The organism is Halobacteriovorax sp. ZH5_bin.2 (assembly GCF_043196375.1).
In the GTDB taxonomy this organism is placed as follows: domain Bacteria; phylum Bdellovibrionota; class Bacteriovoracia; order Bacteriovoracales; family Bacteriovoracaceae; genus Halobacteriovorax_A.
This window is the reverse complement of sequence record NZ_JBEBMJ010000001.1, coordinates 240140-254029: the sequence shown is the minus strand read 5'-3', so window position 1 is coordinate 254029 and position 13890 is coordinate 240140. Positions and strand designations below refer to the sequence as shown.

The 13890-nt window shown below is 37.3% G+C and carries 16 protein-coding genes; 9 read left to right on the top strand and 7 right to left on the bottom strand.

Annotated features, from left to right (window positions below):
- Positions 1 to 10: 10 nt before the first annotated feature.
- A complete protein-coding gene (locus ABMA76_RS01215; protein WP_392910314.1) occupies positions 11 to 1600 on the bottom strand; it encodes a protein-glutamine glutaminase family protein in 1590 nt (529 codons plus the stop codon).
- Positions 1601 to 1824: 224 nt separating this feature from the next.
- Here ABMA76_RS01215 and fabF point away from each other — a divergent pair, with 224 nt between their 5' ends.
- The 6 genes from fabF to ABMA76_RS01185 all read left to right on the top strand — a co-directional run bounded on the left by fabF (position 1825) and on the right by ABMA76_RS01185 (position 7464).
- Entirely contained in the window at positions 1825 to 3084 is a 1260-nt protein-coding gene (gene fabF, locus ABMA76_RS01210; RefSeq protein ID WP_392910316.1) for a beta-ketoacyl-ACP synthase II, read from the top strand.
- Positions 3085 to 3087: 3 nt separating this feature from the next.
- A complete protein-coding gene (gene glyA, locus ABMA76_RS01205; RefSeq protein ID WP_392910318.1) occupies positions 3088 to 4338 on the top strand; it encodes a serine hydroxymethyltransferase in 1251 nt (416 codons plus the stop codon).
- Between the two features lie 101 nt (positions 4339 to 4439).
- Positions 4440 to 6023, top strand: coding sequence for a YiiX/YebB-like N1pC/P60 family cysteine hydrolase (locus ABMA76_RS01200; protein ID WP_393060678.1), 1584 nt, complete (start codon positions 4440 to 4442; stop codon positions 6021 to 6023).
- Between the two features lie 25 nt (positions 6024 to 6048).
- Positions 6049 to 6603: a transcriptional regulator NrdR gene (gene nrdR / locus ABMA76_RS01195; RefSeq protein WP_392858482.1), complete on the top strand. Its 555-nt coding sequence runs from the start codon at positions 6049 to 6051 to the stop codon at positions 6601 to 6603.
- A complete protein-coding gene (nusB, locus tag ABMA76_RS01190) occupies positions 6578 to 7057 on the top strand; it encodes a transcription antitermination factor NusB (protein WP_392858481.1) in 480 nt (159 codons plus the stop codon). The genes nrdR and nusB overlap by 26 nt, the downstream gene beginning before the upstream one ends.
- A gap of 2 nt (positions 7058 to 7059) precedes the next feature.
- Positions 7060 to 7464: a hypothetical protein gene (locus ABMA76_RS01185; protein WP_392910322.1), complete on the top strand. Its 405-nt coding sequence runs from the start codon at positions 7060 to 7062 to the stop codon at positions 7462 to 7464.
- Here ABMA76_RS01185 and ABMA76_RS01180 read toward each other — a convergent pair.
- The 5 genes from ABMA76_RS01180 to ABMA76_RS01160 all read right to left on the bottom strand — a co-directional run bounded on the left by ABMA76_RS01180 (position 7461) and on the right by ABMA76_RS01160 (position 11256).
- Positions 7461 to 8225: a HEAT repeat domain-containing protein gene (locus ABMA76_RS01180; protein WP_392910324.1), complete on the bottom strand. Its 765-nt coding sequence runs from the start codon at positions 8223 to 8225 to the stop codon at positions 7461 to 7463. The two genes, ABMA76_RS01185 and ABMA76_RS01180, sit on opposite strands and share 4 nt — an antisense overlap.
- Before the next feature lie 45 nt (positions 8226 to 8270).
- On the bottom strand, positions 8271 to 9305 hold the full coding sequence (locus ABMA76_RS01175) for a hypothetical protein (protein WP_392910326.1): 1035 nt from the start codon (positions 9303 to 9305) through the stop codon (positions 8271 to 8273).
- Positions 9306 to 9420: 115 nt separating this feature from the next.
- A complete protein-coding gene (locus ABMA76_RS01170) occupies positions 9421 to 10263 on the bottom strand; it encodes an inositol monophosphatase family protein (RefSeq protein WP_392910328.1) in 843 nt (280 codons plus the stop codon).
- The gene (locus ABMA76_RS01165) at positions 10247 to 10459 is read right to left on the bottom strand and encodes a DNA gyrase inhibitor YacG (RefSeq protein WP_392910330.1); all 213 of its coding nucleotides are present in this window, start codon (positions 10457 to 10459) and stop codon (positions 10247 to 10249) included. The genes ABMA76_RS01170 and ABMA76_RS01165 overlap by 17 nt, the downstream gene beginning before the upstream one ends.
- Entirely contained in the window at positions 10456 to 11256 is an 801-nt protein-coding gene (locus tag ABMA76_RS01160; RefSeq protein WP_392910332.1) for an aminotransferase class IV, read from the bottom strand. Before ABMA76_RS01160 ends, ABMA76_RS01165 begins: the two co-directional genes overlap by 4 nt.
- Before the next feature lie 39 nt (positions 11257 to 11295).
- On the opposite strand from ABMA76_RS01160, the gene ABMA76_RS01155 reads away from it, so the two are divergent.
- The 3 genes from ABMA76_RS01155 to ABMA76_RS01145 are packed head-to-tail and all read left to right on the top strand — an operon-like array spanning position 11296 to position 13670.
- Positions 11296 to 12264: an NAD(P)-binding domain-containing protein gene (locus tag ABMA76_RS01155; protein ID WP_393060677.1), complete on the top strand. Its 969-nt coding sequence runs from the start codon at positions 11296 to 11298 to the stop codon at positions 12262 to 12264.
- On the top strand, positions 12236 to 13042 hold the full coding sequence (panB, locus tag ABMA76_RS01150) for a 3-methyl-2-oxobutanoate hydroxymethyltransferase (protein WP_393060675.1): 807 nt from the start codon (positions 12236 to 12238) through the stop codon (positions 13040 to 13042). The genes ABMA76_RS01155 and panB overlap by 29 nt, the downstream gene beginning before the upstream one ends.
- Positions 13023 to 13670, top strand: a complete 648-nt coding sequence (locus ABMA76_RS01145; RefSeq protein WP_393060673.1) for a type III pantothenate kinase — start codon at positions 13023 to 13025, stop codon at positions 13668 to 13670. Before panB ends, ABMA76_RS01145 begins: the two co-directional genes overlap by 20 nt.
- Here the strand turns inward: ABMA76_RS01145 and ABMA76_RS01140 are convergent.
- Positions 13648 to 13872 (bottom strand): hypothetical protein, encoded by a 225-nt coding sequence (locus ABMA76_RS01140; protein WP_392910342.1) that lies wholly within the window; start codon positions 13870 to 13872, stop codon positions 13648 to 13650. The genes ABMA76_RS01145 and ABMA76_RS01140 overlap by 23 nt on opposite strands.
- Positions 13873 to 13890: the final 18 nt, after the last annotated feature.

The following is a 13890-nucleotide window of genomic DNA, read 5'->3' as shown; positions in this document are numbered from 1 at the left end:
TTATTTATTCCTAAAGAATTCTCTTCTCATAATTTGCTAACAGTTCTTTCGCTGCCTTTGATCTAGCTTCACGACTCATCATATTCGCCGCAGTTTGTGGGTGATAAGACTCCCTACTAGCAATTCCAAAAGCAGTCTTCCCTACACTCACAGCATCTAAGCTTGGAGGAAAGCCCACGTGATCGACCTTAGAAGCATCTGCTCCCATTGTTTCCAGCCACTCATTTACATGAATCGGCTTTGAAGCAATAGCAGGATCAATGATCATCTTTGATACTCCACCTCTTCCATTATCAACATAAACAACAGGGGCCGTATGATAACTCCAGTAAGGAAATTGTTGATTAGGAATTTTAAGTTTTCCTGAAGCCCAGGCCTTATCTGCGATAACCCCTTCTTCTTCAAACATATTAACCATGAGTTCAGAACGAGCATAGCATCCATCTTGAACGTACTGCCATGCCATCCCTTCCATTGCACGGGCCTTTTTGAAAAGCTCATTTGCTTTTTGAATCGAGATAACACCACTAGCGCGTGGACGATAGTCTTGAACTTTTTCATATGAATCAGATGCAAAGTAGCTATCACCATCACGACAGCTATTCTTTGGTAAGAACTGGCGGTTGATATACTGACTATTAATATTTCCATTTACGACATCAACAAGATGAACGAAATCTAAATTATCTCTTTCGCGAACCGATTGCCTGCCAAGGCCTATAATATCTCCCTGGATATCTTTAGGACAATGTGGAAGAACAGTTTTTAAATAATCACTAAATCCTGCATCCTGCATGCTAAAGAAAGTTGTGGAGTTATGCCCCATGGCTTCAGGAGCCTTTCTTTGAACAGTTAGACGAGATTTCTCATACTCTTCATTTCTCTCAATAACAGCGCCACCCATAGTACGAGCATACTTGATATAGCTGTCATTCTTAGTGAACTGAGCATTACCTCTCGTATCACGAGAGTAATTGATAGGCATATACACATTACGGGCCGGATCAAAAATTATGTAGTGATTATCTCCACACTTTTTAATGGTACACTTTGTGGCCATCTCACATTGATGATTTTTATTATTATTATCTTGGACCCACATCTTTGTGTATGCTTGAGTCACCTTTTCATTTTGATTTTCAATATCATCTTCAACACCTTCTAAGATGTTTTGTAAGCTATCCCTAATTTCTTTCTGAGAAGGATCTATATTTCTTATAAGTGAGAAGATAGATTTTTGGGCCTCATCCATTGCTTGTATACGCGCGGCCGGTGTATCAAACTCTTGCACTGCTCTTTGAGAAACAAATTGTTTACTATTGGCATTATGAAAAATAATTTCTTTTCCATCACTAATTGTTTTAACAGGGAATAGCTCTGTTTCTTTAGTACTTCCATTACGGTAAATTCCAAATAAGTGACCGCTTTGGTTTCTTTGAAGGACAACTTGAGAGTCGCCATCCTCACAAATAACTACTGGTACTTCAACTGGAGCATTACAGCTATCAAAACGCATATCGTTGGCAAACTCAACAGAAACCTTTGCGCCAAAAGTGTAAACAGATAAAATTGATAAAATTAATAGGTTAATCTTTTTCATGGCAGTCTTATCGTATAAGTCGTTAAAAATATTAAGTTATTAATGATAAAAATGAATAAGGTGTTCAACCTATTGAAATTGCGTTAAATATTAAACAGTAATCCTTGAAAAGCGTAAAAATTAAGACCCTCTACGCCTTGTCAAAATGCCTGCAAAATTATCAAATACTAGGAAAAAAACTTAGAAGAATTGAATAAAAAATAAAGGAAGATAAAGGAATATATATGAGTAACAAAAGTAATAAACGTGTTGTTATCACAGGCCTTGGAACAATTTGTGGATTAGGTCACAACACGCAAGAAGTTTGGAATGGTTTAATTGAAGGAAAGTCAGGAATCTCAGAAGCTGAAAGCTTCCCTATTCCAGATCTTGCAATTAAGATTGCCGGCGAAGTTAAGAACTTCGAATTAGATGAAAGCATCATGGAAGCTCGTGAGGCAAAGAAATATGACCGCTTCATTCACTTCGCACTTCATGCCACAGAAGAAGCGCTAAAAGACTCAGGTGCAAACCTAGAAGATTTTGATAAGTATAAAGTTGGTGCAATTCTAGGTGTTGGTATTGGTGGTTTTCCAATCACAGAAGAAACAGCAAGGACATTTGTTGAGCGCGGTCCTCGTCGTATTTCACCTTTCTTCATTCCAGCAATTATCCCAAATATGGCATCTGGTGTTCTAAGTATCAGACACGGTTTTATGGGAGTTAACTATACAGTTTCTTCAGCATGTGCATCTTCGTGTCACGCTATCTCAAATGCAGTTGAAGAAATTCGCTCAGGACGTCACGACCTTATGATCACTGGTGGTGCCGAAGCTGTTATCTGCAACCTTGGTATGGGTGGCTTCATTAACATGAAAGCATTCTCAAAACGCGTTGATGAGCCAACTAAAGCATCACGCCCATTTGATGTTGATCGTGATGGATTTGTTATGGGTGAAGGTGCAGGTGTCCTAATTCTTGAAGACTATGACAGTGCTGTTAAAAGAGGTGCTAAGATTTATGCTGAAATCGTAGGCCATGGAGCAACTTCTGATGCTCACCATATTACAGCTCCACATCCAGAGGGAGACGGTGCTTATGGTTGTATGAAAAAAGCAATCGAAGATGCTGGGATAAAGCCAGAAGATATTGATTATGTAAATGCACACGGAACTTCTACTCCACTTGGAGATGTTGCTGAGACTGGTGCGATTAAAAGAGTTCTTGGAGAGGAACATGCTAAGAAAATCAACATCTCTTCAACGAAGTCAATGACTGGTCACCTTCTTGGTGCAGCAGGTGGTGTTGAAACTGTTTTTACAGCTCTTGCCCTTCACCACGGAATCATTCCTCCAACGATTAACTTAGAGAATCAAGATCCAAAATGTGATCTTAACTACACTGCAAACACTGCAGTTAAGAAAGATATTAAATACGCCCTAAATAACTCATTTGGTTTTGGGTCGACTAACTCTTCACTAGTACTGAAGAAAATCGAGGAATAAAGAATGTTTCATAAAAACGCCAATAGCTTAGAAAAAATGGATGAGGAAATTTTCTCATTAACAAATAAAGAATTAGCAAGACAAGAAGAAGGACTAGAATTAATTGCTTCTGAAAACTATACATCAAAAGCAGTAATGGAAGCACAAGGTTCAGTGCTTACAAATAAGTATGCAGAAGGTTTACCAAATAAGCGCTACTACGGTGGTTGTGAAGTTGTTGATTCAGTTGAGCAACTTGCAATTAATCGTCTATGTGAATTATTTGGATGTAAATTTGCAAACGTACAACCACACTCAGGTTCAAGTGCGAATATGGCCGCATATTTTTCAATCATTGCTCCAGGAGATAAAATTCTTGGAATGGACCTTTCTGAAGGTGGTCACTTAACTCATGGCTCACCTGTTAACTTCTCGGGAAAATATTTTGACGTGAAGTTTTATGGACTAAATCCAGAAACAGAAATGATCGATTACGATGATGTAAGAAGAGCAGCTAAAGAACACCAACCAAAAGTGATCGTTGCTGGTGCATCGGCTTACCCAAGAACAATTGATTTTGCTAAGTTTAGAGAAATTGCAGATGAAGTTGGTGCTTACTTAATGGTTGATATGGCCCACATTGCAGGATTAGTTGCTGCAGGTCTTCACCCTTCACCATTTCCTCATGCACATATTGTTACATCTACGACTCACAAAACACTACGTGGACCACGTGGTGGGATTATCCTGACTAACGATGAAGAGCTTGCAAAGAAAATTAACTTCAATGTTTTCCCAGGAATTCAAGGTGGACCTCTAGAGCATGTTATTGCAGCAAAAGCAGTTTCATTTAAAGAAGCACTTGATCCCCAATATAAGGATTACCAAAAACAAGTTATTACTAATGCCCAAGCGCTAGCAAAGCAGCTTACTGATCTTGGAATGGAAATTGTTTCTGGTGGTACTGACAACCACCTAATCCTAATGAAAACAGACCCTGCTGGTGTTACTGGTAAGGTTGCTGAAAAGGCCCTAGAAGAAGCCGGGATTACTTGTAATAAGAATATGATTCCAGGTGACACGAGATCTCCATTTGTCACAAGTGGAATTCGTCTTGGAACACCTGCTCTAACAACTCGTGGAATGGGTGAAGAACAAATGAAACAAATTGGAACTTGGATTGTTGAAGCACTTAAAAATGCTGAAAATGAAGCTGTCCTTAAAGACATCAAAGGCCAAGTTGAAAAACTTTGTAAAGAGTTTCCTGTTTACTAATTTCAATACTTTATGGAGGATAGTTTCCTGCTATCCTCCTATATTAATAAAATCTTACTAATCTTCCGATAACTAAATGTGATTTAGTATATGGGGATACTGTGAGAAAGTTTCATTCAAAATTTATTTCGGCCATTTTAGTTTCAACTCTTCTGTCGTCTTGTGCTTCAACTGTCGACCAAATTGAAATGGTGTACGATCAGTATTCTGCCGCAGTTTCTCGCTATATCGCTTCAACAACAACAGATTACAATCCATCTAAATTTGAAATCAATAAAGACAACTTATACAAGCTACAAGAATCTGTTGAAAAGAATCTCGTGTGGCGCATGGAATTTGCGAAGGCCGAAAAGAAGAAAGGACAGAATTCCTTAAAATTTATCTCTCCATACTTCGATTCAAATCAAAAAATCACTGCAGAACTTAATACATTTTTAAAAAATATTTCATGGGTAACTGATCCAACAACTCGCTTTGAGATTCGCACAAATCAAACGACTCAAGTTGAGCAACGCCGTGAAATTTATTTCACAGGAAATCGTAAACTTAAAAGACGAGAACGCGATGTGGACTTTGCCATTGTTAACCCTTACGACCTTAAAGGGAGTGAGATTATCAAGGCATTAAAAGTTGGCTATATAGCCAATATTGCAATCTACGAAAATCATCTTCTTTTAAAGAATAAAATTCGTGAAACACTTAAAAACGAAAAAGACATAACATTGCATAAAGAGTTAGGTGATTATTATAAGCGCCTCGTTCAAAAGCTTGTTAAATCCCCTTCTCACAAGAGGCTTGCTAGACTTGCCACAATTTATCGAGATATTAAAATTTTTGAAGAGGTAAAAAATAAAACAAGAATTTCTTATTACATCAATCCACTTATTGAAGAAACACTTGTCTACAATGAATTGATTAAGAACTATAATAAGAAAAAGAGATGGAATGAAATACAACCTTCAATCCAAAACACAATCTCTTCAATGGCACTAAAGGATAAGAGCTACTATGTAGGCTATTTTAATAAGGCCATTAAATTTGAAAATTTAAAAGGTGGCCAAGTTACCTATATTGGTAAAACAGAGAAGGCACACTTAGCCTATCAACTAAGACCAATGGATATTGTCTTTACCCATAACAAGAATAGTTTTAATAACGCTGTTGTCGATCGCTTTTGGGATAATGTTGGCATTTGGATTGGATCTTGGGATGAGATTGTAAAGCTTGGCCTATCTAAACATCCCTACGTCATCAAATATCGAAAGGATATTCAATCAAAGAAGCTTAACTTTATAACGACAACGCGAGAAGGCATTAAACTTAAAAGCATCGATTCAATGTATAACCAAGATGATCTTGCAGTTATCAGAAAGAGAAAGCTCTCTTATCAAGAAACAACACAAGGTATTATTTTGGCCCTCAGTAATATTGGGAAGCCATACGACTATAAGATGGATCCATCAGATACAAGTCGCGTCTCTTTTGCGCAGCTCGTCTTTGAATCCTTTCCACAAATTAAATGGGATAAGTCTCATGCCTATAAACAAGAAGCTGTTTCTCCATATAAAATTACACAGCGCACAGGAGAAAAACAAGAGTTCTTCACTGTTATGTTGTATCGAGATGGTATCGAGGTCCTAGAGGATCTAGAAGACAACTTCAGGCAGATCTCTTCCCTACAGTAATTATTCACACCTACAAAATCAGAATATGCAATGCATTCATAATATGCTAGAAATAGATATGTATTGCCCAAGTTGCCAAACACCAAACACAAAAGTTATTGATTCGAGACACCTGTCCGACGGACTCGCTGTTCGTCGTCGTAGAGCATGTCTTAACTGTGACTTTCGTTATACGACTTATGAGAAGCTCCAGCTTCAAGTACCGGCACTTGTAAAGAACGATAAAAGACGTGAGCCTTATAACCGCGAAAAAATTTCGAAAGGGATCAATAAGGCCTGTCAAAAAAGACCTTTAACTACGGCACAAATCAACCGATTAATTGACGATGTCGAAATGACTCTCTCGCAAATGAACAATATTGAAGTTCCTGCTAAAATCGTTGGTGAAGTTGTTATGGAGAAGCTCTACGAGCTAGACCCTGTTGCCTACGTTAGATATGCTTCATTCTATTGGAACTTCAAAGATATTGATGGATTCATTGAGAGTTTACAAAAGAGCATTGGTCAATTTGGAAATTTAAAAGAAAAGTTTTTATTAAATAAGGATTCAACTAGTGAAAAACCAAGCATTCAACAATAAGTCAGCAGCACGTCGTTTTGCTTTTAAATTTATCTATAAATTATTTTTAAAGGACTTCAAAGCAGAGCTTGAAGAGTACAAAAATGATATTGGAAAACTTAAGGCCGATATTGAAATGTTTGAAGAATCTTACATGAAAGAAGATGAAGAACACCATGATAATGATATCAATCCAAGTGTTCAAAACTTTGGTAACAAACTAATCACTGGTGTTATTAAAAACTTTCCAGAGATTAAGGAAACTGCTTCTACTTATATTCTAAAGAGAAGCTTTGACTCTGTTGATGCTATCGAAAGAGCAATTCTTTGTCTTGGTACTTACGAAATCAAATTTGAAGAAACTCCAAATAACGTAGCAATTAATGAGTACATCAATCTTGTTAAGAGTTATGGAAAAGAAGAATCAAAGAGCTTTGTAAACGGTATCCTAGATAAAATCAGTAAAGCACAATAATAATGGCACTAAAACACGAACTCTTCACATTGATAAATGAAAGAATTGGCGCAGTCATTTGCCTTTACGATCAACAACAAGAGAGTTCGTCCCAAGTCCTTGAGGCCATGAATCACCTTGTTGATGGCACTCTAGAAGAAAGAATCTTAAAATCAAAGAATAAAGACCTAATTAAAGATGGGGCAAGTCACTTCTTCTTTTCGAAGAACTATGGTGAACAACTCAATATCATCTTTAGCTCAATCCCTAACACTCCATCACAAAATGAGTTAAAGCAATTTATCAGTGTCTTAGATGCTCAGAAAAAAACTCATATTGAGGAAAAAGAGATTGTCGTGATAAAACCAAAAGGACACGCCTTTAAGTTTCATCACCCATCATTTCAAATAAATCATTTTGAATACTAGCGAATAACAACAGTCGCTTGAGAGACCTTAGACCAGAAACGCTTCTTTTCTTTAAGATTACCATTTGGTGCTTTTCGACCAGTAATCTTCTCTAAAGTTTCAGAGATTTCTCTGTGGATATCAGAATACTTTTCTTTTTGGATCATTGATAAAAGAGGCTTCTTAGCTTTCTCAAATTTTAAATCCCCTATTGTTGTAATAATCTCTTTTACAATATGGGCCCTCTTAGTCGATTTAAGCTTTTCATTAATGTGATAATTTCTCTTATCATAGAGCATTGCCCAAATATTTGGAGCTAGATCAGTAAGGTTCATTCTCTTCACATTCTCCAGTGCTTGATAGCGAACAATAAGAGAATTATCCTTTAAAGACTGCTTATATACATCTTTATAATCTGTTTGGTTTAATGCCAGAAGTGACTTTAGAGCGGCCATTCTCATGACCCAATTAGGATGTTTTGCAAACTTAGAAATAAAAGGAGCTGACTTTTTCCCCATAACTCGACCAAGTAAGAAAGTTGCCATCCAACGGTTTTTCTCAGGATACTTTTCATCTTTCATTACATTGATAAGGGCAGCAACAGACTTGCCTTTAAGCTTTAAAACTTGCTTCTTAAGCTTTTCCATATCAGCTGATTTTAAATTGTATTTGAATTGTCTTTCGAGCTTCTGTGTTAGCACCGCTTGATGGGCCTTATGATTTACAGCAGAGAACGAGTTAAAACTAACAATTAATGTTGCAATAAGAAGTAGTTTTTTCAAAAGACATCCTTGTCTAAGTTATTCTATTTTTTTTAAAGATTATTTTTAACCAAGCATTTTTTCAAATTCGCTTAAAAGCTCTTCTGCCGATTTCTGATCTGCTGCTTCATTCTCAGGAGCTTTCTCCCCTGCAACTTCAGCTGCGGCCGCAGCTGGAGCCTCAGCTTCTTCAATTGGCTCAGGAGCTGCTTCCATTGTCGCTTCTTCAATTGGTTCTTCAAAGAACTCAGAAGCTTCGGCCATTAAGTTATCAGGTGCTGGCTCTGGAACCTCAACTGGTTCAGGAGCTTCAACTGGTGCTTCATCTGGAGCAACAACTTCTTCTGGTTCAGGAGAGAGATCAACTTCAGGTTCAGCATCAGGAGTTAAGTCAACTTCAGGTGCTGGCTTAGACGGAGTTCCTCCACCTTCTGCTAATTGTGCCTTTAGTTGTTCGTTTTCTTGCTTAAATTTTCTAAGGTCAGCAAGATCACCTTCAATCATTTCATATTCTTTAAGTCTTGCCTGTAGCTCATCTCTTTCTGATGAAAGAGCAGATAATTCTGCACTACTATCGCCAGCAGATTCACTTGCTGCTTTCAATGTTTCGATTTGCGATTTAAGTTGGGCAATTTCAGAATTTAGATTTGTTATGATTTGAGCAGAATCTGAATTATCTCCCGATTGCTCAACAGCACCCAGTTGTGCTTCAAGGTCTCTAATAAGAGAATCTTTATTTGCGATCTGTCCATTTAGTGCAGCAATTTCAGCATTCTTACTTGCTAACTGAGCTCCGTCAACATTACCCGTTGGTAAGCTTCCACCAGGAACAACAGAAGGAATCCCCTCTCCTGTCTCTAGTCCACCACCTCTAAATAGAGAAGATTTTAAAGCGTTTGAATTTTGAATAACTGAGTCGAGATAGCTTTTTAAAACATTCGCTGGAATTTGATGTTGTAACTCCTGCATACGTTTTCGTGTATAAAACCAATAAACGACGATGACACAAATTAAAAGTATAAGAATAGAGAATAAAATATAAAAAACGTTGTCACTAACGTACATCATTTCTCTTGATAATCTCGTGATAGAATTCGTCACTTTTTAATCCTTTTAATATATAAACCTTTGATTATTTTAACATAATCAGCGCCATTTAAAAGATATGAAAAAATAGCAAAAATGAACCGATAATGTAGGAAATAAGTAGAGTCTTTTAGTCAGAGACCATTTCATTTAACTTCTCATAAAGCGGATTTCTGCCCACAATAATTGTCTTTGAGAAGATATTATGATCTTGATCATTATACTCAGTTACTTTAGCACCAGCTTCTGTACAAATAATCTTTCCAGCGGCCACATCCCAAGGAGCAAGCCCCTTCTCCCAGAAACCATCAAAAATCCCGCGAGCGACATAGCACAGATCAATGGCCGCTGAACCAAGTCTGCGAACAGCAGAAATATTAATCATGACTTTTTTAAATTTTTTGAACTCATCATTGAATGGTTTTCCCTTTTCAGTAGCAAAGCCAGTTGCCAATAGGAAGCCACGGTCTCTTGAACGTGTTTTCTTAAGTCGAGTTTTTTCTTTCCCCTTAATAAGATAGGCTCCATTGCCCTTTGTCGCACAATAGAATTCCCCTTTTTCAGGAATATAAATCACACCAACAACTGGTTGTAGCTTATAAGTTAGAGAAAGGCATACACAGTAGTGCTCTAATCCGTGGACAAAATTATTTGTTCCATCTAGTGGATCAATAACCCAAAGATAGTCACTATCTTGGTATTCCTTTAGGTGTTTATAATCACCTTGATACTTGTGGTAGAAGTCTTCTTCTGCCAGCACAGGAATATCTGCTCGAAGCTTATAGAGTTGGTTAATAATATAGCCTTCAGACGCATGGTCAGCTGCAGAGACTGCTCCTTGAGCATCTTTGTAGCTAATCGAAAGATTTGAAAGATCTTTTTGAAAAGGTTTTAAAATTCTTCCGGCACCACGTGCGATCTTTATTAATTCACCTTCTATGGCAATAAGTTCACTCTTAGTAATCTTCTTCATCCTGTCTCTTTTTAATGACGGCCTCTAAGTCAGAATCAGAAAGAGGCTCCTGACTAGCAACTGTATAATTCTCTGTAAGCCACATTCCTAAATCAACCATCTTACATTTTTCACTACAAAATGGGCGGAAATCACTTGAATAATAATTAAACTCTTTTGAGCATTCAGGACATTTAACCTTCAAAACTTTTGTCACCAAATTTCTCCGTAAAACTCATTAACTAAACTTTTAATCTCTGTATCTTCAGTATATGCTACTTCGTTGATAGTTGAAATATGCCTAATGCCATTAAATGAACTTGTTGTGAAACAACTATCAAACTCATGCAACTCGGCTGCATGAACGCGCATCTCTTTCAGGGGGCGTCCTAGCTTTTCTAACATGAATTTTACCCTCTCAAGAGAGATTCCATCAAGTACACCAAACTCTGCAACTGGAGTTATATAGTCATCCCCTTTCTTGAGAATAATATTGGCCGTCGGAAGTTCCAATAGATAAGACTCTGGATCAAGTAGGAGGACATCATCATAGCCAAGTGCGAGACTCTCCCTTCTTAACTGAAATTGGTATTGGTAATTACTTCGCTTTAAAAAGTCGGGAAAATTTTGATCTGGATAATAGCAATGGGAATTCAACTTTAATGAACTTTTAAGCTGATCTTTTTCAACGGCCCATATCCAAAATTGTATTGCTCCAGAGAGTTCTCGATAAAAAGTGATCCTAAGATAAGCGTGAGGGATTGAGCTGAAATCATCAAGTATTTTTGCCGTGGCCAGCTGAACTTCATCAATTATTGAGTTATTAAAATCGTTAGGCCAACAATATTGAAATGACTTCTCCAATCTTTGACGATGCTGATCCCAAAAGATGGCCTTGCCACCTTTTACAAGTATTGTCGTAAAGAAAGAATTCCCCCAAAGATTTCCCTCATTAATTAATGCATCACGTGCAGTTAAACCTTTCTTAGAAAAATAGATTACTTCCTGTGCCATAACTTCCCTTATTGTTTCAATCCATGATATCTAATTTTTATGATGAAAAATAGTAGCGATAATATTTCTAATGATATTTTAATTATTGGTTTTGGCTCTCAAGCTAAGTCTTGGTCATTAAACCTTAGAGACTCTGGTAGAGAAGTTACTATCGGCCTACGCCAAAATAGTAGCTCAACTTCTTTAGCAAATAAAATGGGCCTGCCAACAATTGATATTACAAATAACAAAATTGCTAATTTCAAATTTATCATCATCCTTACACCAGATGATACCCATGAAGAAATCTTAACTTCTCTTCAATTCTCTGATACGAATTTTAAGCAAAGATTGGTTTACGGTCACGGCTATAGTGTCATGTACCAAGACCTACGAGCAAAGTTTCCTGCGTATCAGCACTTTCTTTTAGCGCCTAAGGCCATTGCAAGTGAGCTACGATTTGGTTATGAAACGAAGGCTCCCCTAACTGCAGTTGTAAACTGTGATGATGAAAGCCTCTTAAAGCTTGCAAAGGATCTGGGAATTAATGTTGGCCCAATCGAAAGTAGTTTTGAAGAAGAAACAATCTGTGATCTCTTTTCAGAGCAATCGATACTCTGCTCGGTTATTCCACAGGCAGCAAGACTGTCTTTTGAGACTCTTGTCAAAAAAGGTCACTCCCCTGAAATTGCCTATATCGAATGCTGGCATGAGGTAAAACTTATTGCTGATGCCATGATAAAATTTGGCCCTACAGAGTTTATGAAGCTTATCTCCCCTAATGCCTTCATGGGAGGAGAAATGGCCAAGTCATTGATATTTGATAATGAATATCAGAACAAACTCAATAAAATCTACAAAAATATCGAAAATGGCACTTTTGCCCGTGAAATTCTTCATACCGATTTCCAAAAGCAGCTCTCTCAGGTTATAAGTGAGTGGAATAACTTAGATATCACCAAAGTTTACAATAACTTTGGAAAGAAATTGGTTCATGGGAATGAAGAAGCTAACAACTCGAATAATTAGAAAATCAAAACTTTCTGAAACAAGAAAATCACTTCAAGTTCTTACTTGCTATGATTATCAGACAGCTCAAATGTTAAACGAGACAGAACTTGATATGATTCTTGTAGGAGACAGTCTTGGAAATGTTGTTCTTGGCTACGATACGACAGTTCAAGTTAGCTTAACAGAAATGGCCATTTTTGGAGCAGCAGTAAGAAGAGGTGCACCAAATAAATTTGTGATTGTTGATATGCCCTTTGGTACTTATACAACTTTTGACAAGGCCCTTGAGAATGCTACGAAGCTCTTTCAAGACACTCAGGCAGAGGCCCTGAAGCTTGAAGGTGCCTATCCTCACCAACTCGATATTATCAAAAGATTAACTCAATCTGGTATTCCTGTGATGGGACATATTGGCCTGACTCCACAAAGTGTTCATGAGCAAGGTGGATACTATACTCACGGCAAAGATGACTCAGATAAGGCAAGACTTCTAGCAGAAGCAAAGCTTTTAGAAGAGGCCGGATGTTTTGCAATTGTTCTCGAATGTGTCACTGATGAGATTGCCACAATCATTACAAGAGAGCTTTCAATCCCGACAATTGGGATTGGTGCAGGAAAGAACACTGATGGACAAGTTCTTGTTATTAATGATCTTCTGAAAATGGGACCAGGAAAATACCCGAATTTTTGTACACCTATTGCTAACTTCTTTGATCAAAAGCTTAAGCTAATTAGTGAGTATATTCTAAAGAATAAGAACGTGGATGATACAGACGATGCAGACCTACACCATTGATAGTGGTAACACTTTTCTTAAAATTGGTGTTTTTCAAAGTGACACTCTTACAGATGTTAAGAAATTAAGCATTCGAAACTTTGATTTTACATTTAAAGAGAACTCTTCTGTCATCTATTCAAATGTCTCTAAAGAAATAACGCCACTTCTTCCAGCAAGTGCAATTAATGCAAACGACCTAATCAAAGATTTCAAAACATCTTATGATCCAAAAAAACTAGGAATTGATCGTAAAGTCATCTCTTACTTTCTGCAAAAGAAATTTCCAAATGAGAAGCTCCTTCTCGTTGATTTGGGAAGCTTTATCACATTTGATGAAATTACTAATGGAACTCATCTTGGTGGCCCCATTTTTCTAGGTTTAAATAATTACTTAAAGTCATATCCTAAATTTTCCGCCAATCTTCCCCTACTTAGCGAAATAGACTTAACAGACATGACCAATACGAAACAGGCCATCTCCCACGCGTACGCAGCCTATACAGAAATGATCATCCTTCAAGTAAGGAAATACAATCAACACAGAGTTATTTTAACGGGTGGAGATTCAGAGAAGCTGAAGGACTACGGTGAAATTCAGAACAACCTCATTCACCAAGCTCTATTTAACTTACAAAATTCTTTTTAAAATTAGCCGGAATTTCGATGGCACGATACTTCTTGCCATTAGATAGACGTAGCCAATAACCTTCCTTAACATCACCATCCATAACGATATTAATAGGCTTCATTGACACGATATGATCGTAATTTATGTAGATGAGTTCTAGCGTATCACCTAGTGCTTGTACGTCACGTTGTGAGATGATTGAGAACTTACCAAATTTCATAAACTTACCTTTGTTACT

Coding starts and splice junctions, on each gene's coding strand:
- panB (WP_393060675.1), top strand. CDS start 12,236: ATGAAGAAGCTAACAACTCGAATAATTAGAAAATCAAAACTTTCTGAA.
- ABMA76_RS01170 (WP_392910328.1), bottom strand. CDS start 10,263: ATGAAGAAGATTACTAAGAGTGAACTTATTGCCATAGAAGGTGAATTA.
- glyA (WP_392910318.1), top strand. CDS start 3,088: ATGTTTCATAAAAACGCCAATAGCTTAGAAAAAATGGATGAGGAAATT.
- ABMA76_RS01145 (WP_393060673.1), top strand. CDS start 13,023: ATGCAGACCTACACCATTGATAGTGGTAACACTTTTCTTAAAATTGGT.
- ABMA76_RS01155 (WP_393060677.1), top strand. CDS start 11,296: ATGATGAAAAATAGTAGCGATAATATTTCTAATGATATTTTAATTATT.
- ABMA76_RS01160 (WP_392910332.1), bottom strand. CDS start 11,256: ATGGCACAGGAAGTAATCTATTTTTCTAAGAAAGGTTTAACTGCACGT.
- fabF (WP_392910316.1), top strand. CDS start 1,825: ATGAGTAACAAAAGTAATAAACGTGTTGTTATCACAGGCCTTGGAACA.
- ABMA76_RS01185 (WP_392910322.1), top strand. CDS start 7,060: ATGGCACTAAAACACGAACTCTTCACATTGATAAATGAAAGAATTGGC.
- ABMA76_RS01215 (WP_392910314.1), bottom strand. CDS start 1,600: ATGAAAAAGATTAACCTATTAATTTTATCAATTTTATCTGTTTACACT.
- nrdR (WP_392858482.1), top strand. CDS start 6,049: ATGCAATGCATTCATAATATGCTAGAAATAGATATGTATTGCCCAAGT.
- ABMA76_RS01140 (WP_392910342.1), bottom strand. CDS start 13,872: ATGAAATTTGGTAAGTTCTCAATCATCTCACAACGTGACGTACAAGCA.